This window comes from Paramicrobacterium fandaimingii (assembly GCF_011751745.2).
GTDB classification, from domain to species: domain Bacteria; phylum Actinomycetota; class Actinomycetes; order Actinomycetales; family Microbacteriaceae; genus Paramicrobacterium; species Paramicrobacterium fandaimingii.
Genome location: NZ_CP061170.1, coordinates 2,811,656 through 2,831,455, shown reverse-complemented (window position 1 = coordinate 2,831,455; position 19,800 = coordinate 2,811,656). Strand labels below are relative to the sequence as shown.

Annotated in this window: 21 protein-coding genes; 11 read left to right on the top strand and 10 right to left on the bottom strand. The window is 64.4% G+C overall.

Annotation, left to right across the window (positions count from 1 at the left end; all coding sequences use genetic code 11):
• Positions 1-68 precede the first annotated feature (68 nt).
• Positions 69-632, top strand: coding sequence for a dihydrofolate reductase family protein (locus HCR84_RS13660; protein WP_166980154.1), 564 nt, complete (start codon positions 69-71; stop codon positions 630-632).
• Between the two features lie 18 nt (positions 633-650).
• Here the strand turns inward: HCR84_RS13660 and purL are convergent, their stop codons facing one another.
• Positions 651-2,954, bottom strand: coding sequence for a phosphoribosylformylglycinamidine synthase subunit PurL (gene purL, locus HCR84_RS13655; protein WP_244972496.1), 2,304 nt, complete (start codon positions 2,952-2,954; stop codon positions 651-653).
• Positions 2,955-3,118: 164 nt separating this feature from the next.
• Here purL and HCR84_RS13650 point away from each other — a divergent pair, with 164 nt between their 5' ends.
• Positions 3,119-4,372 (top strand): amidohydrolase, encoded by a 1,254-nt coding sequence (locus HCR84_RS13650; protein ID WP_166980158.1) that lies wholly within the window; start codon positions 3,119-3,121, stop codon positions 4,370-4,372.
• A 6-nt stretch (positions 4,373-4,378) separates the two neighbouring features.
• On the opposite strand, the gene HCR84_RS13645 is transcribed toward HCR84_RS13650, so the two are convergent.
• From HCR84_RS13645 to HCR84_RS13635, 3 genes are all read right to left on the bottom strand, one after another.
• Entirely contained in the window at positions 4,379-5,029 is a 651-nt protein-coding gene (locus HCR84_RS13645; protein ID WP_166980160.1) for a trimeric intracellular cation channel family protein, read from the bottom strand.
• Between the two features lie 74 nt (positions 5,030-5,103).
• Positions 5,104-5,619 carry a DUF3817 domain-containing protein gene (locus HCR84_RS13640; protein WP_166980162.1) on the bottom strand — a complete coding sequence of 172 codons (516 nt, stop codon included), beginning with the start codon at positions 5,617-5,619 and terminating at the stop codon, positions 5,104-5,106.
• A gap of 91 nt (positions 5,620-5,710) precedes the next feature.
• Positions 5,711-6,322: a TetR/AcrR family transcriptional regulator gene (locus HCR84_RS13635; RefSeq protein WP_166980164.1), complete on the bottom strand. Its 612-nt coding sequence runs from the start codon at positions 6,320-6,322 to the stop codon at positions 5,711-5,713.
• Positions 6,323-6,418: 96 nt separating this feature from the next.
• Between HCR84_RS13635 and HCR84_RS13630 the strand changes: the two genes are divergently transcribed.
• Positions 6,419-7,204 (top strand): SDR family oxidoreductase, encoded by a 786-nt coding sequence (locus tag HCR84_RS13630; protein WP_166980166.1) that lies wholly within the window; start codon positions 6,419-6,421, stop codon positions 7,202-7,204.
• A 45-nt stretch (positions 7,205-7,249) separates the two neighbouring features.
• Here HCR84_RS13630 and purQ read toward each other — a convergent pair whose 3' ends face one another.
• Both purQ and purS read right to left on the bottom strand, forming a co-directional pair.
• Positions 7,250-7,945, bottom strand: coding sequence for a phosphoribosylformylglycinamidine synthase subunit PurQ (gene purQ / locus HCR84_RS13625; protein WP_166980168.1), 696 nt, complete (start codon positions 7,943-7,945; stop codon positions 7,250-7,252).
• Positions 7,942-8,193 carry a phosphoribosylformylglycinamidine synthase subunit PurS gene (purS, locus tag HCR84_RS13620; RefSeq protein ID WP_166980170.1) on the bottom strand — a complete coding sequence of 84 codons (252 nt, stop codon included), beginning with the start codon at positions 8,191-8,193 and terminating at the stop codon, positions 7,942-7,944. Before purS ends, purQ begins: the two co-directional genes overlap by 4 nt.
• A 113-nt stretch (positions 8,194-8,306) precedes the next feature.
• On the opposite strand from purS, the gene HCR84_RS13615 reads away from it, so the two are divergent.
• The 3 genes from HCR84_RS13615 (at position 8,307) to HCR84_RS13605 (ending at position 10,839) form a co-directional block, all read left to right on the top strand.
• Entirely contained in the window at positions 8,307-9,515 is a 1,209-nt protein-coding gene (locus HCR84_RS13615; protein ID WP_166980172.1) for a sensor histidine kinase, read from the top strand.
• The gene (locus HCR84_RS13610; protein ID WP_166980174.1) at positions 9,512-10,138 is read left to right on the top strand and encodes a response regulator; all 627 of its coding nucleotides are present in this window, start codon (positions 9,512-9,514) and stop codon (positions 10,136-10,138) included. Before HCR84_RS13615 ends, HCR84_RS13610 begins: the two co-directional genes overlap by 4 nt.
• A 116-nt stretch (positions 10,139-10,254) precedes the next feature.
• The gene (locus tag HCR84_RS13605; RefSeq protein ID WP_166980176.1) at positions 10,255-10,839 is read left to right on the top strand and encodes an HAD family hydrolase; all 585 of its coding nucleotides are present in this window, start codon (positions 10,255-10,257) and stop codon (positions 10,837-10,839) included.
• On the opposite strand, the gene HCR84_RS13600 is transcribed toward HCR84_RS13605, so the two are convergent.
• A complete protein-coding gene (locus tag HCR84_RS13600) occupies positions 10,823-11,941 on the bottom strand; it encodes an alpha/beta hydrolase (RefSeq protein WP_244972495.1) in 1,119 nt (372 codons plus the stop codon). The genes HCR84_RS13605 and HCR84_RS13600 overlap by 17 nt on opposite strands.
• Positions 11,942-11,994: 53 nt before the next feature.
• The gene (locus HCR84_RS13595) at positions 11,995-12,882 is read right to left on the bottom strand and encodes a VOC family protein (protein ID WP_244972494.1); all 888 of its coding nucleotides are present in this window, start codon (positions 12,880-12,882) and stop codon (positions 11,995-11,997) included.
• A 124-nt stretch (positions 12,883-13,006) separates the two neighbouring features.
• On the opposite strand from HCR84_RS13595, the gene HCR84_RS13590 reads away from it, so the two are divergent.
• Complete coding sequence (locus HCR84_RS13590) at positions 13,007-13,531, top strand: DoxX family protein (RefSeq protein ID WP_166980178.1); 525 nt, start codon at positions 13,007-13,009, stop codon at positions 13,529-13,531.
• Here the strand turns inward: HCR84_RS13590 and HCR84_RS13585 are convergent.
• Positions 13,528-14,439: a phosphoribosylaminoimidazolesuccinocarboxamide synthase gene (locus HCR84_RS13585; RefSeq protein WP_244972493.1), complete on the bottom strand. Its 912-nt coding sequence runs from the start codon at positions 14,437-14,439 to the stop codon at positions 13,528-13,530. The two genes, HCR84_RS13590 and HCR84_RS13585, sit on opposite strands and share 4 nt — an antisense overlap.
• 504 nt (positions 14,440-14,943) lie before the next feature.
• Between HCR84_RS13585 and HCR84_RS13580 the strand changes: the two genes are divergently transcribed.
• The 3 genes from HCR84_RS13580 to HCR84_RS13570 all read left to right on the top strand — a co-directional run bounded on the left by HCR84_RS13580 (position 14,944) and on the right by HCR84_RS13570 (position 18,075).
• Entirely contained in the window at positions 14,944-16,059 is a 1,116-nt protein-coding gene (locus tag HCR84_RS13580) for an HNH endonuclease signature motif containing protein (RefSeq protein ID WP_195706647.1), read from the top strand.
• A gap of 232 nt (positions 16,060-16,291) precedes the next feature.
• Positions 16,292-17,770 (top strand): DHA2 family efflux MFS transporter permease subunit, encoded by a 1,479-nt coding sequence (locus HCR84_RS13575; RefSeq protein ID WP_166980184.1) that lies wholly within the window; start codon positions 16,292-16,294, stop codon positions 17,768-17,770.
• Positions 17,771-17,826: 56 nt separating this feature from the next.
• Positions 17,827-18,075 carry a hypothetical protein gene (locus tag HCR84_RS13570; RefSeq protein ID WP_166980186.1) on the top strand — a complete coding sequence of 83 codons (249 nt, stop codon included), beginning with the start codon at positions 17,827-17,829 and terminating at the stop codon, positions 18,073-18,075.
• Positions 18,076-18,089: 14 nt separating this feature from the next.
• Here the strand turns inward: HCR84_RS13570 and purD are convergent, their stop codons facing one another.
• A complete protein-coding gene (gene purD / locus HCR84_RS13565) occupies positions 18,090-19,379 on the bottom strand; it encodes a phosphoribosylamine--glycine ligase (protein WP_166980188.1) in 1,290 nt (429 codons plus the stop codon).
• Between the two features lie 18 nt (positions 19,380-19,397).
• Here purD and HCR84_RS13560 point away from each other — a divergent pair, with 18 nt between their 5' ends.
• Positions 19,398-19,763, top strand: coding sequence for a sterol carrier family protein (locus HCR84_RS13560; protein WP_166980190.1), 366 nt, complete (start codon positions 19,398-19,400; stop codon positions 19,761-19,763).
• Positions 19,764-19,800: the final 37 nt, after the last annotated feature.

Below are 19,800 nucleotides of genomic sequence, written 5' to 3'. Positions count from 1 at the left end.
CGAGCAGGATGCGGCGATCGGACGCGTGTCTCCAACGCGAATGGCAATGCTGCAATACCGTGAAGGGCATGACACGCATTGTCTACAACACGGCGACGTCGCTGAACGGGTTCATCGCCGATGAGCAGAACTCGCTCGATTGGCTTTTCGCCGTCGAGTCGGGCGAGGCTCCCGACCACGGAGCATTCATGCGCGAGGTCGGCGTCATCGTCGAGGGCGCAACGACGTACGAGTGGGTGCTGAGCTCAACGAAGCTCATGGAGCATCCTGAGAAGTGGACGTCGTTCTTCGGCGATCATCCAACGTACGTCTTCACGAGTCGCAACCTGCCGATTCCCGAGGGCGCCGACGTTCGCCTCGTCGACGGCGACGTCGGTGACCACCTCGATGACATCGTTCGGGCGGCATCCGGTCTTGATGTGTGGCTTGTCGGCGGAGGGGAGCTTGTCGGCCAGTTCTACGACATTGGCGCTCTCGACGAGATTCAGGTGTCGATCGCGCCCTCGGCGCTCGCCGGTGGGGCGCCGCTTTTTCCTCGTGCAACGGAGCCCGGCGACCTCGAGTTGACTGAGGTCAAGCGCTATGGCGGATTCGCGCACCTCTGTTACAGCGTGCAGTCGGAATCCGACTGACGCGACGGCCGCCGATCTCTAGGCGAAATGCTCGCGCAGGGTGCTCTCGTGCGTCTTCCGCAGGTCATCGACCGAGACCGTGAAGTAGTCCTGAACCTCGAGCGTCGCGTCGGCAGAAGCCGCGCTGTCGGTGACGCCGATGCGCAGCACGGGGTACCCGCGCCCCTCGCACAGTCCGCGAAACTTCACATCGTCTTCGCGAGGAACCGAGACAACCACACGTCCTGTCGACTCCGAGAAGAGGGCGGATGCCGCGTCGACGCCGTCACGCTCCATGATCTCGCCGAGCCACACGCGCGCTCCGACGCCGAAGCGCAGCACAGACTCGATGAGCGCCTGCGCGAGACCGCCGTCTGACAGATCGTGCGCCGAGGCGAGAAGCGATTGCTGCGACCCGGCGTGCAGCAGCGCAGCAAGATCCTTCTCGCGCTGAAGATCGACCTTCGGCGGACGGCCGCCGAGGTGCCCGTGCACCGTTCCAGCCCACGCCGATCCTGAGAGCTCCGTGCGGGTCGTGCCGAGAAGGTAGATGTTGTCGCCCTCGTCCTGCCAGCCGCTCGGAACGCGCTTGGCGACATCGTCGATGACGCCGAGAACGCCGACGACCGGCGTCGGGTAGATGGGGGTGTCGCCCGTCTGGTTGTAGAACGAGACATTGCCGCCCGTGACGGGAACGCCCATCTCGAGGCAGGCATCGGAGAGCCCTTCAACGGCTTCAGAGAACTGCCACATCACCTCGGGGTTCTCGGGGCTGCCGAAGTTGAGGCAGTCGGTGACCGCGGCGGGGACGGCCCCGGTTGCGGCGACGTTGCGGTAGGCCTCCGCGAGGGCAAGCTGCGCTCCTGCGCGCGGGTCGAGCTGGCAGTAACGGCCGTTGGCATCGGTGGCGATCGAGAAGCCGAGCCCCGACTCCTCGTCGACGCGGATCATTCCCGCGTCATCGGGGAACGACAGCGCCGTGTTGCCCAGCACGTAGTAGTCGTACTGGTCCGTGATCCAGCTCTTGTCTGCCAGGTTCGCCGAACCAAGAAGCTTCAGCGTCTGCTCTTTCAGCACGGCCGGGTCATCGCTGCGCTCGAGAGCGCTCGCGGTGTCTGCCTGCAGCGCATCGATCCAAGTCGGGTATGCAACCGGGCGGTCGTACACGGGGCCGTCGACGGCCACCGTCGACGGATCGACGTTGACGATCTCTTCGCCGTGCCAGTTGATGACCAGTCGTCCCGTGTCGGTGACTTCACCGAGCACGCTCGTTTCGACATCCCACTTCGCGGCGACGGCGAGAAACTCGTCGAGCTTCTCTGGCGCCACAACGGCCATCATGCGCTCCTGCGACTCCGACATGAGAATCTCTTCTGCCGTGAGCGAGGGATCGCGAAGCAGCACGCCATCGAGCTCGATGAACATGCCGCCGTCGCCATTTGCGGCGAGCTCGCTCGTTGCGCACGAGATGCCGGCTGCGCCGAGGTCTTGAATTCCCTCGACGAGCTCATCGCGGTACATCTCGAGGCAGCACTCGATGAGCACCTTCTCGGCAAACGGGTCGCCAACCTGCACGGCGGGTCGCTTTGTCGGCCCGCCGTCATCAAAGGAGTCAGAGGCCAGAATGGATGCTCCGCCGATGCCGTCGCCTCCCGTGCGTGCGCCGAACAGCACAACCTTGTTGCCGACGCCCGAGGCATTGGCCAGGTGAAGATCTTCGTGGCGGAGCACTCCGACGGAGAGCGCATTGACGAGCGGGTTTCCCTGGTACACCGGGTCGAAGTATGTTTCGCCGCCGATGTTGGGAAGGCCGAGGCAGTTGCCGTAGAACGAGATGCCGCTCGTGACCCCGTGCACGACGCGTGCGGTGTCGGGGTCGTCGATCGTGCCGAAGCGCAACTGGTCCATGACGGCGACGGGACGAGCGCCCATGGAGATGATGTCGCGCACGATGCCGCCGACGCCTGTCGCTGCACCCTGGAACGGCTCGATGTAGCTCGGGTGGTTGTGGCTCTCGACCTTGAAGGTCACGGCCCAGCCTTCGCCGATGTCGACGACGCCGGCGTTCTCGCCCATGCCCACCATGAGGTTCTTCGTCATCTCTGGCGACACCTTCTGGCCGAACTGGCGGAGGTACTTCTTCGAGCTCTTGTACGAGCAGTGCTCGCTCCACATCACCGAGTACATGGCGAGCTCTCCCGAGGTGGGGCGCCGTCCGAGAATGTCGCGGATCGCCGCGTATTCGTCTGGCTTCAGACCGAGTGCCGCGTAGGGCTGCTCTTTCTCGGGAGTCGCTGCTGCGTTCGCGACGGTGTCGGCGCCGGTGTCTGCTGGGATGCTCACGAAATACTCGCTCCTGGGGACGAAAGAGGGGCGTGGCTCATCACGCCGGACCGTAGTCAATCCTACCCGGGTGCAGAGCATGAGGTGTGCGTGCGCAGAATCGTGCTTGCCTCGGCATCCGAGCAGTGGAAAGCTTGCGAAAAGAGACGGTGGTGGAGGACTGCATGACGGTGGTGTCGAAAGTTTTGGCCGGGCTCGATGAGCTTCGCGAGCGGCAGGAGGAGTTCTACAGAGATCTGCACAGAAACCCCGAACTATCGCATCACGAGCACGAAACTGCGACGAAGGCGGCGCAATGGCTGCGCGGGCTTGGCCTTGATGTGCATGACGGAATCGGCGGCACTGGCGCCGTCGGAATTCTGCGCAATGGCGACGGGCCTGTCGTACTGCTGCGTGCGGACATGGATGCGCTCCCCGTCACGGAACAAAGCGGCGTCGACTACGCGAGCGAGGCTACGGCACCGGACGAGAACGGTCACACAGTGTCTGTCGCCCACGCGTGCGGGCACGACGTGCATGTGGCGTCGCTTGTGGCTGCCGTGGAGCTGCTGAGCAGATCGCCGGAACAGTGGAGCGGCACTGTCGTTGCGCTTCTGCAGCCCGCCGAAGAGACGGCTGACGGTGCAGCGGGCATGCTCGACGACGGGCTCGCCGAGCTGATTCCGACACCAGACATCGCCCTCGCGCAACATGTGCTGGCGCTACCGGCCGGAACGCTTGGGGTGCGACCTGGCCCGTTCCTCACGGCGGCAGACAGCATCCGGATCACCGTTCACGGCCGTGGCGCCCACGGTTCGATGCCGCAGGCGAGCATCGACCCGGTCGTGCTCGCTGCGCACATCGTCGTGAGGCTGCAGACCATCGTCTCCCGTGAGATTGCGCCGGCGGAGACCGCCGTGCTCACGGTCGGCAGCATCCAGGCCGGCACGAAGAGCAACGTCATTCCCGAGTCAGCCGTGCTGCAGCTCAACATGCGCACCTACAGCGAGCAGACGCGCTCCGCGCTGTTTGAGGCGATCCGGCGCATCGTCGATGCCGAGTGTGTCGCCTCGCAGTCGCCGAAACCAGCGGAATACGACGTCTTCGACAGTTTTCCGCTCACAGACAACGACACGGAGGCAAGCGAACGCGTCGCCGCTGCATTCACCACGCACTTTGGTGAGCAGAACAGACCCATTGAGCAGCAGTCAGCGAGCGAAGACTTCAGCGACGTTCCGAACGCTCTCGGAGTGCCGTATGTGTACTGGGGCATCGGGGGAATCGACGCAGAGCAGTATGCCGCTGCCGAGGCAGCAGGGCGAGTGGCGCAGGACATTCCCGTGAATCACTCGCCCGCGTTCGCACCCGTGATCCAGCCGACACTCGACACGGGCACTCGTGCGCTCGTCGTCGCGGCGCTCGAGTGGCTTGCGAAATAGCCATCGTTAGTCCCGACGTGAGCTGCCGGTGCCACGCCGCTTCCACTCGCGCGGCACTGGCGCGTTCCAGCCGAAGTGCAGTCCCAGGATGCGGATGAGAAAGCACACGGCAGCTGCGACGACCGCGGTGACGGGGCCGTAGAGCCCGAATAGCGACGCGATGACGGCGAGGCCGGCGCCGATGAAGGCCGGCACAGCGTAGAGCCCGTCACTCAGCACGGAGGGCACACGTCCGAGCAGCGCATCGCGAAGCGTGCCTCCGCCGACAGCGGTGATGGTGCCGAGAATGATGGCCTGGGCCGGTCCGAGCCCGAACTCAATGGCTTTGATCGCTCCGGTGATCGCGAAGAAGCTCAGCCCGACAGCATCCAGCACCTCAATCGGCGTGGACAGTCGAACGAGACTGTTTCCGAAGGCGAAGGCGATGAGCGCCCCGACCGCCGCGACAGCGAGGTATCGCCAATCCTGAAAGGTGGCGGGCGAGAGGTTGAGCATCACATCGCGGATGACTCCGCCGCCCATCGCGGTGATCATGCCCAGAGCGATCACTCCGACGATGTCGACGCGAACGGCCCGGATCGCTGTGAGGGCTCCATTGAGTGCGAACGCAAACGTGCCCGTGAGGTCGAGGATGAGCAGAAGCAGTTGCTGATCCATCAACAACTCAACTCATGGCGCATACGACCATTCTTGCCGCGGTTGCCCGTGAGTGGCAACCGGCGCGCGACGACTCAGGAACCCCACTCGGTGGGCGGGCCGAGCGTGAGGAGCGTGCCGAAGACGACGCCGACGGCTACCACAAGGAGGATGCTGAGCAGGGCCGGATGCCGGAGGAAGAATCGGAGCCACGCACTCACCCACGTTGCATCGCGCGGATCGTCTGTCTTCTCGCGGCGCCAACCGCCCTCGAGCATGCCCCGACGCTCGAGGCTGCGGTCAAACGGAATCGTCGCATATGGGACGATCGCCGTGGCGACGGCGCCCACGATCTGCAGTGGCGTCCACCGCTGGTTCACGCCGACAAGACCGGCTGTGAAGGCGTAGGCGACGAAGATGACACCGTGCGTGCCGCCGCCGATGGTGACGGGCCAGTCGCCGATCTGCGCCACGTATTTGAGGAGCATTCCGATAATCAACAGGGTCCACGTGATCGTCTCGGCGATCGCGAGGATGCCGTAGAGACGTCGAGGTGTCAATGCCTTCGACGACGTGGATGCTATCGCGGATGAAGTCTCAGATGGGGCCATGCTCACTATCGTCTCTTACGGAGCTGAGCAGAGCATCGTCCAAAAGATGGAATGCGGGTGGCTAGGGCGATCAATATACGTTCTACTCGAGTCACTGGGTGAGGAGCGCTTCGAGGTCGTGCTCGGTGTTTCCGATGCCGCCGAGCAAGGTCTGCATGATGAGCCTCGCCCATTCGGAGGCGGACTCGTCGTCGGGCCGGGCGACTGCCGCCTCATGGATCAGCGCCATGTACACGTTGCGTGCCCACTGCACGTCGACCTCGGCGCGCAGGAGCCCGACCGCGAGGGAGCGTTGTAAGAGAGAATCGAGCTGCGCAATGTTGTCGGGGTCGATACCTCGAGCGCCCGCGCTGCCGAGGTCGATGAACTGCCAGGATGCTCGCCAGTCGACCTTGAGATCGAGCGTCGCCACGGTCAGTTGGTACAGCGCCACCAAAGGAGGCGCCGTATCTACGTTCGCACCGGCCACAGCTTCACGCAGCTTTGCGTTGACGACGTCGACGAGGGCATCGCGCAGGTCGTCCCTCGAGGAGAAGCGACGGTGCACGGTCGTGCGCGCGACACCGGCAGCTTTGGCCACAGCTTCGAGACTTGCCGACGGATCGGCGGCGAACACTCTCTCGGCCGCTTCGAGGATGCGCGCGATCGAGTTCTCGGCGTCGGCGCGAAGTGGGCGCGGGGGTTGGTGAGAAATTTCTGCCATAAGAGGATCATACCGTCACAACTATTGACTTAACTGCATCATCTGTGTTGCAGTTAATGTGTTGACACAGGGTCGACCTGAATGGAAGAAGACATTATGGACCTCCAGCTATCGGGCAAAACTGCACTCGTCACCGGCGCGAGCAAGGGAATGGGTTTGGAGGTCGTGCGTGTCCTTCACGAGGAGGGGGTCAGGGTAGTGACAGCCTCGCGCACGATCTCGCCCGCCCTCGCTGAAACCGGAGCCGTGACCCTCACCGGCGATCTGTCGCTACCGGATGTGCCAGCGCGGATCGTGACAGACGCCCTTGGCGTCACGGGCACTCTGGACATCCTTGTGAACAATGTCGGCGGTGGCGACACCGGTGCTCCTGGGGCGGGCTTCCTCGATTTCGGCGACGAAGCCTGGTCGTCCACCGTCGATCTGAACCTCTACGCGGCCGTTCGCACGACGCGTGCAGCCCTGCCCGCCCTGCTGGATTCGCGCGGAGCCGTCGTGAACGTCTCGTCCGACAGTGCCCGTCGACCGCAGACCGCACCTTTGCCGTATGGCGCGGCGAAGGCAGCGCTCAACGCGGTAACGAAGGGATTGTCGGAGGAATTCGGCCCAAGGGGTGTGCGATTTAACACGGTGTCGCCGTCGTCGACTCGCACTGCCCTCTGGGAGGGCAAACAGAGCTTCGGCGCCGACCTCGCGCAGGCAATGAACGTCACCCAGGAAGAACTGATCGCCGCCCTTCCGTCGCAGATGGGGATGCTCACCAACCGCTTCATCGAACCACGTGAGATTGCGACCACGATCGCCTACCTCGTCTCACCACTTGCGGACAGCGTCCACGGCGCCAATTGGGTAGTCGACGCCGGTGTCTCGAAGACAATCTAGGCAGGCTGGCCCCTCACTCCCGACGAATGCGCCGCTGCTAACGCGCTACACAGCTTGGAGTGCTGTGATCGCCGAGGTGAAGAAACGCAGCCCGTCGACGCCGCTGCGCATCGCGGCATCCGTGTCGGGCCCGAACCCCGCCTCGATCGCGTGTTCGGGGTGCGGCATGAGCCCGACGACGTTGCCGCGCTCGTTCGTGACGCCCGCGATGTCGCGCAGTGAGCCATTGGGGTTGACGCCGACGTAGCGGAAGGCAACGCGGCCTTCACCCTCGAGCCTGTCGAGCTCGTCGTTGCTGGCGATGAACCCGCCCTCGCCGTTCTTCAACGGAATGACGATCTCCTCGTCAGCCGAGAAATCGTTCGTCCACGCGGTGTCGGCGTTCTCGACGCGCAGCGTCTGGTCGCGGCGCACGAACGTGCCGAGCTCATTGCGAATGAGGCCTCCGGGCAGCAGGTGCGCCTCGGTGAGCATTTGAAAGCCGTTGCAGATGCCGAGAACGGGCATTCCCCTCTTCGCGGCGTCGATCACCTCGGCCATGATCGGCGATACCGAGGCGATCGCGCCGGCGCGCAGATAGTCGCCGTAGCTGAAGCCTCCCGGAAGCACGATCGCGTCGACGCCCTTGAGATCGTGTTCGCCGTGCCAGAGCGCGACGGGCTCAGCATCCGCGAATCGAATCGCCCGCTGTGCGTCGCGATCGTCGAGGGAGCCCGGAAAAGTGATGACGCCGATTCTCATCGTGCGTCTGCCTCGCGCACCGAGACGACGTCTTCGATGACGGAGTTCGAGAGAATCTCGCCTGCCACCGTCGTAACGTCGTTGATGACCTCAGGCGTCACCTCGTCAACGGTAATCTCGAAGCGCTTTCCGACACGCACGCCAGAGACGGCTGCGTGGCCGAGACGCGAGAGCGCGCCGTGCACTGCCTTCCCCTGGGGGTCGAGCAGCTCGGCCTTCGGCATGACATCAACAACAAGAATGGGCACGTGTGACTCCGAACGAAACACTGACGGCAAGGATGCTTCCAGTCTACTGTGTCGGTGCGCAGCAAACTTTCGACGGATGACGTCCGGATGCCGCACGGAATAGGCTCGGTCTCATGAGACACTCTGCCCTTGCCCCCGTGTTCACGGGGCTGCGCTGGGCGCTGCACGCTCTGCTCGTCGCGCTGATCGTTTTCGCGAGCGTGCATGCTGAGGTTCTGCAGTCCGAGCATGCTCGTGCCGTGCAGGTGCTGGGCGGAGCGATGCTCGTCGTCTACTTCGGCGGGGCCGGGGCAGCGCATCTGAGCGTGTTCACCGGAAAGCGTCTCTCGCTCTTCTCGTATGTGTGGATCGGACTTCTCGGTCTCGTCTGGCTTGGCATGCTCATGGTGACGATGGACGCCGCGTACATCGTCTTTCCGCTCTTCTTCCTCTTTCTTCACCTTCTGCCCATGACCGCGGGCATCGTCAGCGTCGTTGTGTCGACGACGCTGACGATCGCGATGCTCGGCTACCACTCGGGCATCAGCGTCGGCGGTGTCGTGGGCCCCGTCATCGGCGCCTCGGTCGCCCTGGCGATCTCGGGCGGGTACTCGGCGCTCTACCGTGAGGCGCGCGAGCGCGAGAAGCTCATCGACGAGCTGACGGCAACCCGGGGCGAGCTCGCCATCGCCGAGCGCGAAGCCGGTGTGCTCGCCGAGCGCGAACGGCTCGCGAGAGAGATTCACGACACTGTCGCGCAGGGTCTCTCGAGCATTCAGATTCTGCTGCACGCGACGGAGCGCGTCGATCCGGACAGGCCGGGCATCGAGCAGCTTCAGCTGGCGAGGCAGACCGCCGCAGACGCGCTCGTTGACACGCGACGCATCATCAGAGAGCTCACGCCTCCCGTGCTCGATGAGCAGACTCTCGCCGGAGCGCTCAGTCGGCTCGCCGCGTCGGCAGAGCACACCCTGCGCACGAGCGGGCGAGCAACCCGTGTGCGATTTCACCTCGTCGGCGAGGCGCAGCCGCTGCCTATGATCACCGAGACAACCTTGCTGAGGGTCGCGCAGAGCGCCATTGCCAATGTGCAGCAGCACGCGAAGGCAACGGCCCTCGACATCACCCTGACGTTCGATGAGGATGCCGTCACTCTCGACGTCGTCGATGACGGAACGGGCTTTGACACGGCGACGCTCGACAAACGAAACAGCACGTCTTTCGGTCTCACGGCGATTCGCCGTCGAGTGATCGAGCTTGGCGGAAGCATGTCAATCGAGTCGGTTCCCGGTGAAGGCACCGCTCTCGCCGCGACGATACCGCTCACAGAGGAGGCAGCATGATTCGCCTGTTGATCGCTGACGACCACCCCGTCGTGCGCGCAGGGCTGCGCGCACTGTTCGAGACAGAGAGTGACATGACGGTCATCGCCGAGGCGGCGACGGGCGCCGACGCCGTGCAGAGGGCAGGCATCGACGTCGACCTCGTGCTCATGGACCTGCAGTTCGGCGGCGGCACTCAGGGCGTCGAGGCGACGCGGCGCATTCGCGAGGCGGGCGGGCCGCGCGTGCTCGTGCTCACCAACTACGACACCGATGCAGACATTCTCGGCGCCGTCGAAGCGGGAGCAGCCGGCTACCTGCTCAAGGATGCCCCTCCGGCCGAGCTGCTCGCTGCGGTGCGGGCGGCTGCGGCGGGGGAGACCGCGCTCGCCCCGAGCGTCGCCGGTCGCCTCGAGGCGCGAAAGGATGCCGCGTCCGTCGCCCTCAGCCTGCGCGAGGCCGAGGTGCTCGATCTCGTCGCGAATGGCCAGTCGAATCGCACGATTGCACGGCAGCTCTTTCTGTCGGAGGCGACGGTCAAGTCGCACCTGGTTCACATCTTCACGAAGCTCGGCGTTTCGAGTCGCACGCAGGCTGTTGCCGCGGCGCGCGAGCGAGGACTGATCCGGTCGCAAGCGCGGTGACGGCGACACCTGCCCCTCGCGCATCGTTCACCCGCAGGCCACGCGCGTGACTCCTGCGGTTCGAGTCGGACTCGTACGTTCGAGTCGTCACCGCAGAGAAAGGGCTGCTCGCCACCATGACAATGCACGCAGAAACGCTGACTGTCGAACCGGCGCGGCGCATCGACGCCGTGGAGTTCTCCGACGTCGCCGTTGAGTTGGTCGTTCTTGACCTGTCCGCAGCAACGGTGCGCGGCACAGAATTAGTCGATGCCGCGCCCGAGGTGGTTGAGAGTGCCGAGGGTGTTGAGGCCGTCGAGGGCGCCGAGCGCATGTTTCGACTGCTGCGGGACGCGGGGGTCTCGATTGCGCTCACCACCGGTCGTTCGCGCGAGACAATGAAAGCGATTATCGACATGCTCGGCTGGCGTGACGTCATCGATGTTGCACTGTGCGCCGAGGATGCGGGGCGGGGCATGCCGTTTCCCGATCTGCCCCTCACCGCGCTGATGCGCACGGGCGCGGCGTCAGTCGACTCGATGGTCATCGTCGGCGACACGGTAGATGCCATGCGCACCGGGCTCGCGGCGGGTGCTGGGCTGAACGTCGGAGTGCTCACGGGAGCAACCGACGCCGAGCAGCTGCATCAGGCCGGCGCAGACGAGGTGCTGGAGTCGATTGCCGCGCTTCCCGCAATGCTCGGAGTCAGCCCGGAGGTGTGACGTCGGGCCGCCCGCTCCGGAGCGTCGACGGGTCGTGCAGCGTGCGCAGCGCTGTCACGACGTCGCGATGCCAGCGCTCTGCGAGAGGAACGACGGCACGGTAGTCGACGGTGTCGTGCACACCACCCTCGTACTCAACGGCCGACGCCGCAACGCCAGCCGCACGCAGAGCGTGAGCATACGCCCTGCCATCGCCGCGCAGAACGTCGAACTCAGCCGTGAGAATGACGGCGGGCGGCAGCCCGCGCAGATCGGGGGCGAGCAGCGGCGAGGCGAGCGGATCGCGAGCGCGTGAGCGATCGCCGAGGTAGGCGTTCGCCACCTGAACGAGCTCGCGCCGTGCGAGAAAATAGGGAACGTGCAGGGTCCACAGCGGCGTGAAGTCGATGTGCTTGCCCGTCAGATCGAGAGCGGGCACCTCGAGAATCTGCAGGCAGATCGGATGCCGCGCTCGCTGCCGATTGGCGAGCGTCACCGCCGCCGCGATGTTTGCGCCAGAGGAGATGCCGCCGATGGCGACTCGCGTCGGGTCGATGCCCAGGTCGGCGGCGTTCCCGTGCACCCAGTCGAGAACGGCGTACCCCTGTCGGACGGGAGTGGGAAAGCGGTGCTCGGGGGCGAGCGCGTAATCGACGGCAATCGTGATGACCTCGGCGTCTGCGGTGCGTGAGCGAAAGAGAGCGTCTTCACTTGCCCAGTCGATGCCGCCGAGTTGAAAGGACCCTCCGAAGAACATGATCACTGCGGGTAGCGGTCCACCGCCATCCGTCGTCGGTCGGTAGAGGCGCACGCGCACGTCGGGGTACCCGTCAACGGCGATCGTGCGGTCTTCGGTGGGGACGGTGGGGCCGTAGACCCCGATGCGATCGAAGAACTTGGTGTCCCACGCATGCGCATTCTTCCGCTTCCACTCCGACGTCGACTTTCTCGCCGAAGACGCAGCCTGTGCGCGTGACGCTTTGCGCGCTTGCTGCCTCGCCGTTCGCGGACCGAATCGCGCAAAGAAGCGCCGAGTCGACAGAAACGTTCTGCGTCGAAACTGGTGAGCGAGATCACGCAGGTGCGATCGATGCATGGCAGCGAAGTAGGGATCGAGTGGCACGGGCAACCTCCAGCATCCTCAATTATGCCGTTGAGAGGCCCGTGCCGGCGATCTTATTCGGCGGCGTTGACGGTGATCAGGTTGTTCCACGGGTCGTCGAAGCTGAGCGTCTTCCCGTCGTCTCGTGTCTGGAGTTTGTGGTGGCGCAGGCGTTCGTCGAGCTCGCCGAGCCCGTCTCGCGTGGGCAGCTCGATGCCGATGCGCCCGAGGCCGAGCGCCGGCATGCGGGGCCCGGCCCCGCGACTGTTCCAGACGTTCATCGCCATGTGGTGGTGGTATCCGCCCGCCGAGACGAAGAGAGCCTGATTGCCGAGGGATGCTGTTGCGTCGAAGCCCAGGGTGTCAACGTAGAACTTGCGGGCGGTCGCCGTGTCGCCGACGGAAAGGTGCACGTGGCCGATCACGGCCCCGCCGAGTTCGGAAGCATCCGGTGTCGTCGCTCCCTGCTCTGTGAGATGCTCGCGCAGGTATTCATTCGGATCGAGGTAGAGCGTCGCCATCTCGACCTGGCCGTGAACCCAGCTCCACTCGGTGCGGTCTCGATCCCAGTAGAGTTCGATTCCGTTGCCCTCGGGGTCTGTGAAGTAGAACGCCTGGCTCACGAGGTGGTCTGCACTGCCGGTGAAGGTGCCGGGCTGGGCCCGCGCCACCGAATAGAGCGCCGCGGCGAGAGCCGACTGCGATTCGAAGAGGATTGCCGTGTGAAACAGGCCAGCCGCACCGACAGGAGCGTGGGCGAGCGCGGGAGAGTGCTCGAGCACAACGAGGGGCTCGCGCCCGCGGCCGAGGGTGACGGTGCTCTCGGTCGCAGACAGAACCTGCAGGGTGACGGCGTCGCGGTAGTACGCCGTCATGCCGTCGAGGTCGGAGACGAGAAGGGTGACGGCGCCCATGGACGTGTCGGCCGCAAGCTTTGTGGAGGTATCGGGTGCAGTGGTCATGATGGGTATAACGATAGTTGTAGCGACAACATTCCTGCAAGCTCATGTCCCTTGGCTTCTGCACTTTTCCGCCGTACGCTTCGAAACAGTGGTTCTGAACAGCGAAGTCAGAGGAGGGGCTCTTATGAGTTGGGGACGTGTTCTGGTCAGGGTGGTCGTTGGCGGGCTCTTCGTCGGGCACGGGCTGCAGAAGCTGAAGGGATCGTTCGACGGTCCTGGCCTCGACGGCACAGAGAAGATGATGGAGAGCCTCGACATGGAACCGGCGAAGGAGAATGCGCTTGCCGTATCTCTTGCTGAGACGGGTGCAGGCGCGGCGATCATCGCCGGCGCGGCAACGCCGGTCGCGGCCGGTGGGCTCATCGCGTCGATGGTGACGGCGATTCGAAAGGTGCACGGCAAGAACGGCGTGTGGAACTCGAACGGCGGGTTCGAATACAACCTCGTGCTCATCTCGGCCCTCGTCGCCATCGCCAGCGACGGGCCGGGACGTGCGTCCATTGACGCGGCGTTTGGAAAATCGCGCTGGGGCGGCGGTGGCGGACTGTTCGCCCTGCTTCTCGGCGTCGGTTCGTCGTTCGCCGCCGTCGAGATGGGCAAGCGCGCCGCCGAGCAGAAGCGCCTCGTCGATGGCGCGGGCGAGGTCTAGCTCGCCGTCATGCGCTCCAGGAGTTCGCTGTAGCGGTCCGCCGTGCGCTCGATGATCTCTGCTGGCAGCTCCGGGGGAGTGCCGGCCATGTTCCAGTTCTCGGTGAGCCAGTCGCGCACGATCTGCTTGTCGAAGCTGGCCATGCGCTGTTCGGGGGTTTCGCCCGATGCCCATGCCTTGGCGTCCCAGTAGCGCGAGGAGTCCGGAGTGAGCACTTCGTCGGCGAGGGCGATATCGCCCGTCTCGGGATCGCGACCGAACTCGAATTTGGTGTCGGCGAGAATCAGCCCGTGCGACTCAGCGGTCTTCGCCGCTGTCGCATAGATTGTGAGGGCGAGGTTGCGGATCGCCGCGGCATCCTCGTCGCCGACGAGTTCGACGGTGCGCGCGAATGAGATGTTCTCGTCGTGCTCGCCAAGCGGGGCCTTCCACGCCGGTGTGTAGATCGGCTCGGGAAGGCGATCGCCATTCTGCAGGCCGTCGGGGAGGGAGATGCCGCAGACTGTGCCGTTCTGCTCGTACTCCTTCCAGCCCGATCCCGTCAGGTAGCCGCGCACGACGGCTTCAACGGGAAACATGTCGAGCTTCTTCACGAGCATCGCCCGCTCGGCAACCTCGACGGGAAGTGCGGTGTGGCCGCGCTCGCCGTCCCTGTGGCTGGCGACGAGGTGGTTGGCAACATCGAGCTGATCGAACCACCAGAGGCTCAGGCGTGTGAGCACTTCGCCCTTTCCGGGGATGCCGGGGGAGAGCACGTAGTCATAGGCGCTCACGCGGTCGCTGGCGACAAGCAGCATGGCGTCGCCTGCTCCGGCTACATCTGTAGCGGGGGAGGCGGGCTCGAAAAGATCACGCACCTTTCCCGAATAGAGGTGGTTCCAGCCGGCGGGTGTCAGGTTTGTGCTCACCACTCCATTATCGGGCCTTTCTGTAACGGGCGATTATTTTCGTGGATGCTGTGCTCGTCGTGCCTGTTCTCCACAGAACAAGGTCGAATATAACTTCGAATCTAAGTTATCCACAGATGGCAGGTTATTCGAATCTGTGTCTGTGCATGATGGCAAAATTGGTGCATGGATGATTACAGAGAACCTCCGGATGGGCCCGAGGAGTGGGTGCCTTCGGAGGACCATGAGAGATCCCATCAGCCGCCACCGACGCCGCCAGCGGACTCTCCGAAGTCTCGCGAAGGCGATGTTGGCGACGATGCTGTCGTTGGTGCTTTGCGTTTTCGTTTGGGCGGTGTTGTTGATGATTCGCAGCTGATTGCGGCGGCGGAGGCGTCCCGGTTGCGTGGCATGTATGCGATGTTGCAGGATGCCCTTGAGCACCCGGGGGTGTTCATCCCGAACGCTCACGGGCTCGTCCGTGCCGATCTGACGGGCGAGTCGCAGGGGTGGGTTCGTTCGTCATTGGCGCAGGAGATCGGTGCTGCACTCGGTATCACGAAGAGCCAGGCTGCCGGACTCATCAACGATGCTGAGACGCTGTGCGAGACGCTCCCGGCAACACTCGACGCGTTAGATGCCGGCGAGGTCACCCGGCAGCATGCTGATGCGATGATCCGCCAGTCTGTCGGCTTGAGCGCCGACGAGGTCGCGGCGTTTGAGGCGAAAGCGTTGCCGAAAGCCATCCAGCAGTCGCCGACGCAGTTCTCTCGGGCTGTAGTGAAGATCCGGGAGGGGTTGTTTCCCGACTCGATCAGTGAACGGCGCACCGAGGCGGTCACGAACCGTCGTGTGGAGTGTTACGGCACCCAGGACGGTATGGGGGTGCTCAGTGTGAGTGCTCCGATCGAGGTGGTGCAGAGCCTGCGCAATGCTGCCCGTCTGACAGCGCGGGCGTTGAAGGCTGCCGGGGATGAGCGCACGGTGGCGCAGATCGAGACCGACGCCATCATCGATGCACTCATGATCGGGTTCACCGCCGATTCCGGTGACAAGCCCGGTGTCGGCGCATCTGGTGTCGGCGCTGACCGGCTCGGCAGCATCCGACCCACCGTGTATGTCACCGTCCCCGTCATGACACTGCTCGGACACTCCGAGGAGCCCGCGCATTTGGACGGGTACGGGCCCATCGCACCGGAAATGGCACGCGAGTTGGCGGCGCAGGCGCCGAGTTTCACCCGGCTGCTGACGCACCCGGAGACCGGGGCTGTGCTCTCCGTCGGCCGGCACAGCTACGCTGTCCCGGCGGATCTGAAACGGGCCGTGCAGTTACGGGACGAAACCTGCATCGGCATCGGCTGCGACAGACCTGCCACCACCTGTGACCTCGATCATCGGAAAGAATGGCAGCGCGGCGGCGAAACCAGCCTCAGCAATCTCCAAGCAGCATGCGAACAACACCACATGATCCGACACCACACCCAATGGGACGTTACCGTCACCGACGATAATGAAATCGAATGGGTCTCACCACTCGGGAAGACCTACCGGGTGCCCCGAACGTCAAATGTCCAATTTGCCCAGGCCGACGCGGCGAACAACAACGAGCGAATGGAGCTTCCCAACACACCACCATTCTGATGTGGCGATGAGTTTCGCTACACGGAGTCGTGGCTGCTGACCAGCCGAGGGTTGACCGGATGCTTTCTCCTGTTCAGTCGCGGAGGGCTCCCCCAGTGCTGAGCGCTGTCCAGATGCCGGATCTGCGTCCCTGCTGGATGCTTCCATGTCGGTTCCAAGGAGTAGTCTCCTGGATGTACATGCGGTGAATGACGGCGTTCCTCCGCACAGAAAGATCGAGGCAGGAACACTCATGGATCGCACCCTCCGCCCATGGCCAGCACTCTGGGCACTCGTCATCGGCTTCTTCATGATCCTCGTCGACACGACGATCGTGTCCGTTGCCAACCCCGCGATCATCACGGGTCTCGACACCACGATCGAGAGCGTGCTCTGGGTGACGAGCGCCTACTTGCTCGCGTATGCTGTTCCGCTGCTCATCACGGGCCGCCTCGGCGACCGCTTCGGACCAAAGAAGCTCTACCTCATCGGTCTCGCCCTATTCACGGTCGCGTCAGCCGCGTGCGGTCTCTCCAGCGACATCACCATGCTCATCGTCGCACGCGTCGTGCAGGGCTTCGGGGCATCAATGATGACGCCGCAGACGATGGCCGTCATCACACGCATCTTCGCACCCGATAAGCGCGGAGCCGCCATGGGTCTGTGGGGAGCAACAGCGGGAGTCGCCTCGCTTGTCGGACCGATTCTCGGTGGCGTTCTCGTCGACGGGTTCGGCTGGGAATGGATCTTCTTCATCAACGTCCCCGTGGGCATCATCGCCTTCGTCGCCGCCGTGCGCTACGTTCCAGCGCTGACGACGCACCGGCATCGCTTTGACATCGTCGGCGTCATCCTCAGCGCCGTCGGCATGTTTCTTCTCGTCTTCGGAATTCAAGAGGGCCAAAGCTACGACTGGGGTCAGATCTGGGGACCGATCTCCGTGTGGTCGCTCATCATCTCTGGTGTCGTCATCCTCGCCGCGTTCGTCGTGTGGCAGCGCTTTACGCGCAGCGAACCGCTTGTTCCCCTTCGGCTGTTCCGCGATCGCAATTTCTCGCTCGGCAACACCGTGATCACCACCGTCGGCTTTGCGATCATCAGTATGTCGCTGCCGCTCATCTTCTATCTGCAGATGGTGCGAGGGCTCACCCCAACGGAGTCAGCCCTCATGCTTGTGCCGATGGCCGTGATCTCCGGCGTGCTCGCACCCTTCGTCGGCCGTCTCATCGACCACATCAACCCGCGGCTCGTCGCAACGGCGGGCATGGCCTGCTGCGCGGTTTCCTTGGCGTGGTACGCCGCCGTTCTCACTCCAGACCAGCCGATCTGGATTCTGCTGCTGCCGAGCGCGGTGATGGGGCTGGCGAATTCTGCCATGTGGGGGCCGCTCGCGACAATGACAACGCGCAATCTTCCTCCCGCGCTCGCTGGTGCCGGCTCTGGCGTCTACAACACGACTCGGCAGGTGGGCGCGGTGCTGGGGAGCGCGTCAATCTCAATGCTGATGCAGGCGCGCCTCGCAGTGGAGCTGCCTGCGGGCGGGCACGCAGCGGGCCCGGACGCTGCCGCCCTCTCTGGAGTGCTTCCGGAGTTTCTCCATGCGGGATTCAGTGCAGCAATGGGGCAGGCTCTGCTGCTTCCCGCCGCACTTGCCGTTGTCGGAGCTATCGCGACGCTCTTCTTTGCAAAGCCGAAGCCGATTGCCGCCGAGTGGAGCGCGCAGAGCTCTTGACCGTCGCCCCGTGGCTGGATAGCGTCAGAGCACGGTCAGGGACAGGAGCACTCGCGATGAGCGACAGCAACAACGCAGGTGGTTTCAAACGATTGCTTTCAAGCACCAACTGGATAGCGCTTGTGCTCGTGGTGCTCGTCATTGTGTTCATGGCGCAGAACTCGCACGATGCGAATCTGACGATTCTGTGGATGACGGTGCGTTGGCCGCTCTGGCTCGCCATCGGGATCGTTCTCGTTCTGTCGTTCGCCGCCGGATATCTCTTTCGCGGGCGGCGTGACAAGCGCCGGCGTTCAGCGCGGTAGCCGAAGCGCGAACGCTAGTCGGCGACGCACCGTGCGATGTCTGATCGGTACTGCGCGCCCTCGAGTTCGATCAGCCCGATTGCGTCATATGCCCGTTCGCGTGCCTCGCTGAACGTGGTGCCCAGCGCGACCACGTTCAGCACCCGGCCTCCGGATGCCGTCAGGCGTCCGCCCGCGTCCGTTGTCGCTGCGTGGGCAATGTGCACACCCTCGATCGCTTCGGCCGCATCGAGACCCGTGATCTGCCGACCCGTTATGGGCTTCGCCGGGTAGTTCTCACTCGCGAGAACGACGGTCACGGCCGTTGTCATGCTGAACTCCGGCCTGTCGGAATCATCGAGTGTGCCGGTCGCTGCGGCGAGGAGCAACTGCGAGAGCGGTGTCGCGAGCCTCGGAAGAACAACCTGCGTCTCGGGGTCGCCGAACCGGGCATTGAACTCGATGACGCGAATGCCGCTGTCGTCGGCGTTGTCCCGCTTGCTCGTCAAGATGAGCCCGGCGTAGAGCAGACCGATGAACGGCGTCTGATCTTCGGCAAGCTGAGTGATGACCGGCTGCGCCACCGTGCGAATCACCTCGTCAACGAAGGCCTCCTCGCTTCCGAACGTCTCATCGAGCCACGGCAGGGGCGAATACGCGCCCATGCCGCCGGTGTTCGGCCCGGCGTCGCCGTCGCCAAGTCGCTTGTAATCCTGGGCGGGGGAGAGCGGCAGAACACGGTGGCCGTCGCTCAGCAGAAACAGTGAGACTTCCTGCCCCTCAAGAAACTCTTCAACGAGGATGCTGCCATGGGGAAGATATGCGCGTGCGTGGTCGCGGGCGGCATCTCGATCGTGGGTGACGAGCACACCCTTTCCCGCAGCGAGGCCATCCGCCTTCACGACATACGGCGACCCGAAAGCGTCGAGAGCGGATTCGACCTCGGCGAGGGATGTCGCTCGGGTCGCGCGGCCGGAGGGCACGCCAGCGGCATCCATCACGCGCTTTGCAAAGGTCTTCGACCCCTCGAGCTGAGCGGCGGCTTTGCCCGGCCCGAAAACGGGGATGCCCTGCTCGCGCAGCTCGTCTGCAACGCCAGCGACGAGGGGGGCCTCTGGGCCGATCACCACGAGGTCCGCCGCCATCTCGATGGCGACGTTTGCCACGATGACGGGGTCGGTGATGTCGAACGTCGCGCACGTCACGTCGCGGGCAATGCCGGCATTGCCTGGCGCCGCTGTGATGTCGTGACTGTCCGTCTCGGCACGAAGAGAGAGGATGATGGCGTGTTCCCGGGCGCCAGACCCCAGCACAAGAATCTTCACGAGTACTAGCCTATGGGCATGGCTCGTGCGCGCATCACCGATGACATTGGAATTCCTGCGGTCGACCGAGCCGTGCGAGAAGCCGCCGTGCGAGACGACGTGGCGACGGCCGTACGGTTCACACTTCAGCTGCTTGCCGAGCGATTCCCCGGCAACACAGTGGAGCTTCGGGTTCCGCCGTTCGGCGCCACCCAGTGCATTGAAGGGCCGAAGCACACGCGCGGCACACCTCCCAACGTCATCGAGACCGACGCTGAGACCTGGCTGGCGCTGGCAACGGGCACGGTGGCGTGGGTGGATGCTGTCGAGACGGCGTCTGTGACGGCATCCGGAAGCCGGGCCGACCTCACGGGTCGGCTGCCCATTCTCAGACTGCGCGCCTGACAGCTGCCGCCGCCCGGCGCCCACCGCCGCAGCCGCC

Bases quoted from the DNA above. Each gene is read 5' to 3' on its own strand.
- HCR84_RS13650 (WP_166980158.1), top strand. From the start codon at position 3,119: ATGACGGTGGTGTCGAAAGTTTTGGCCGGGCTCGATGAGCTTCGCGAG.
- HCR84_RS13560 (WP_166980190.1), top strand. From the start codon at position 19,398: ATGGCTCGTGCGCGCATCACCGATGACATTGGAATTCCTGCGGTCGAC.
- HCR84_RS13615 (WP_166980172.1), top strand. From the start codon at position 8,307: ATGAGACACTCTGCCCTTGCCCCCGTGTTCACGGGGCTGCGCTGGGCG.
- HCR84_RS13575 (WP_166980184.1), top strand. From the start codon at position 16,292: ATGGATCGCACCCTCCGCCCATGGCCAGCACTCTGGGCACTCGTCATC.
- purQ (WP_166980168.1), bottom strand. From the start codon at position 7,945: ATGAGAATCGGCGTCATCACTTTTCCGGGCTCCCTCGACGATCGCGAC.
- HCR84_RS13635 (WP_166980164.1), bottom strand. From the start codon at position 6,322: ATGGCAGAAATTTCTCACCAACCCCCGCGCCCACTTCGCGCCGACGCC.
- HCR84_RS13645 (WP_166980160.1), bottom strand. From the start codon at position 5,029: ATGGATCAGCAACTGCTTCTGCTCATCCTCGACCTCACGGGCACGTTT.
- HCR84_RS13610 (WP_166980174.1), top strand. From the start codon at position 9,512: ATGATTCGCCTGTTGATCGCTGACGACCACCCCGTCGTGCGCGCAGGG.
- HCR84_RS13640 (WP_166980162.1), bottom strand. From the start codon at position 5,619: ATGGCCCCATCTGAGACTTCATCCGCGATAGCATCCACGTCGTCGAAG.
- HCR84_RS13595 (WP_244972494.1), bottom strand. From the start codon at position 12,882: ATGACCACTGCACCCGATACCTCCACAAAGCTTGCGGCCGACACGTCC.
- HCR84_RS13660 (WP_166980154.1), top strand. From the start codon at position 69: ATGACACGCATTGTCTACAACACGGCGACGTCGCTGAACGGGTTCATC.
- HCR84_RS13570 (WP_166980186.1), top strand. From the start codon at position 17,827: ATGAGCGACAGCAACAACGCAGGTGGTTTCAAACGATTGCTTTCAAGC.
- HCR84_RS13590 (WP_166980178.1), top strand. From the start codon at position 13,007: ATGAGTTGGGGACGTGTTCTGGTCAGGGTGGTCGTTGGCGGGCTCTTC.
- HCR84_RS13630 (WP_166980166.1), top strand. From the start codon at position 6,419: ATGGACCTCCAGCTATCGGGCAAAACTGCACTCGTCACCGGCGCGAGC.
- HCR84_RS13605 (WP_166980176.1), top strand. From the start codon at position 10,255: ATGACAATGCACGCAGAAACGCTGACTGTCGAACCGGCGCGGCGCATC.